The organism is Caldimonas sp. (assembly GCF_046289365.1).
Lineage (GTDB): Bacteria > Pseudomonadota > Gammaproteobacteria > Burkholderiales > Burkholderiaceae_C > Caldimonas.
In genome coordinates this window covers 1-1,989 of sequence record NZ_JBKBVU010000334.1, presented here as the reverse complement: position 1 = coordinate 1,989, position 1,989 = coordinate 1, and the positions used below count along the sequence as shown (strand labels likewise).

2 protein-coding genes are annotated in these 1,989 nt (G+C 69.8%); both read left to right on the top strand.

The annotated features are described in order from the left end of the window. The first annotated feature begins 62 nt into the window (after positions 1-62). Positions 63-347 carry a helix-turn-helix transcriptional regulator gene (locus ACK42S_RS17770; RefSeq protein WP_409710745.1) on the top strand — a complete coding sequence of 95 codons (285 nt, stop codon included), beginning with the start codon at positions 63-65 and terminating at the stop codon, positions 345-347. A 42-nt stretch (positions 348-389) separates the two neighbouring features. Beyond that, positions 390-1,989 (top strand): hypothetical protein (locus tag ACK42S_RS17765; protein WP_409710742.1); only part of this gene is annotated, 1,600 nt, incomplete at its 3' end.

Genomic DNA, 1,989 nt, shown 5'->3' with positions numbered 1-1,989 from the left:
GGTGTCGGCACCGACCCCGCCAACACTGGCGGCATTCCAAACGAGCCCGAAGGAATGCCGAAATGCCCAAACGGTTCCAAGCCGCCCGATCGACCAACGCCGCTGATTTGCGCGCCGAGTTCTGGCGCGCGCCCGACCAAGCGCTGCTGGACCGCAAGACCACCGCCGCGGGTCTCGGCTACACCGTGGGCTGGCTGGAGTGGGCGGCCACGCACGGCGGCGGGCCGGTGCTCACCAAGATCGGCCGCAGCGTGCGCTACCGCAAGGCCGATGTGCTGGCCTGGCTCAAGGCCCACAGCCGCCGCATCCACAGCACCGCCGAGCTGGCCCGCCGTCCGGAGGCTTGAGGCGTGGCGGGGCATCCTTTTTCCGCGGCCGCCACAACGGGCGTGGCCGACCCTCACGACCTTCACGACTATCACCGCTGTGGCGGTGGTGACGATGGTGATGGTGACGTCTATTTGTTGCCGCCCGCGCAAAACGAGGCCTGCGATCCGCTGCGGCTCGTGGAAGGCGCCATCGAGCGGCTGCGCGAGGATGTGGGCGCCCTCTTCGAGCCGCCCGTCATCGCGGCGCTGACGGCTCTGCGTGCGCAGGATCTGGCGGCCTACCAGCGGCTGCGCCACAAGGCCAAGCAGGTCAATCCGGCGTGCTCGGTGACGGCGCTGGACCGCGCCACGCGCGGAGCGGACCCGGGGGCCGCCGACGAACGCTCGACCCTCGATGAGCTGGTGGCCCTGGCCCGCGCCCAATGCCAGCTGCACCACGACGCCGACCGCAAGGCGGTGGCAGTCATCCGTCTGCCCGGGCGCCGTGAGGTCTGGCGCGTGCCGTCCTCGGGCTTCGAAGACTGGCTGCGCGCGGCCTACTGGCGTGCCTGCGAGGCCGGCGTGGCCGAGGGCACGATGAAGGCGGCACTGGCGACCCTGGCGGCTGCGGGCCTCAATGACGGCGACGAGGTGGCGGTGCACGTGCGCGTCGCGCGCTGGCAAGACGGCTACGTGATCGACCTGTGCGATGCGCACTGGCAGGCCGTGGTCGTCACGCCTTCTGGCTGGCAGGTGGTGGCCGAGTCGCCGGTGCTGTTCACCCGCACGCCGTCGATGCGTCCGTTGCCCATGCCCGCGCGCGATGGCGATGTGGGGCTGCTTTGGCGGCATACCAACATCCCGCCCGAGCGCCGGGTGATGGTGCTGGCGTGGCTGCTGGACTGCCTGCGTCCGGACACGCCATTCCCGGTGCTGGAACTGGTGGGCGAGCAGGGATCGGCCAAGTCCACCACACAGTCGGTGCTGCGCAGCCTCATCGATCCGAACAAGGTGGGCCTGCGCGGCCGGCCGAAGACAGTGGAGGACATCTTCGTCGCTGCCGCCAACGCATGGATGGTTTCCTACGAGAACCTCTCGACCCTGACACCCGAGCAGCAAGATGCCCTGTGCACCTTGAGCACCGGCGGCGGCTTTGCCTCGCGTCAGTTCTACACGAACGGCGAAGAGCATGTGCTGGAGTGCAAACGACCGGTGATGATGAACGGCATCGCCGTGGTGGCCACCCGGCCCGACCTGATCGATCGGGTGATCCACATCGATCTGCCGCGCATTCCCGCCGAGGCGCGGCGGGACGACGCCGACACCCACGCTGGCTGGGAGCGGGATCAGCCGCGCGTCTTCGGCGGCCTGCTCGACCTCTTTGCCGCCGCGCTGGCCGTGCTGCCCTCTGTGCACCTGACCCACAAGCAGCGCATGGCCGATTTCGAGCGACTGGGCGAGGCCGTGGCCCGCGTGCTGGGCTTCGCGCCGGGCGAGTTCCAGCAGCAGTACGCCGAACTCGTGCGCGCCGGCATCGACCGGGCCCTGGAGAGCAACCCGGTCGCGCAAGCCTTGGACAAGCTGCTGGCCGAGCGCGTGTGGCCCCTTCACTGGCAAGGCACTGCCGGCCAGCTCTACGAACGGCTCAACGGCTACGGCATTGCCGACCGCAGCACCTGGC

Coding starts and splice junctions, on each gene's coding strand:
- ACK42S_RS17770 (WP_409710745.1), top strand. CDS start 63: ATGCCCAAACGGTTCCAAGCCGCCCGATCGACCAACGCCGCTGATTTG.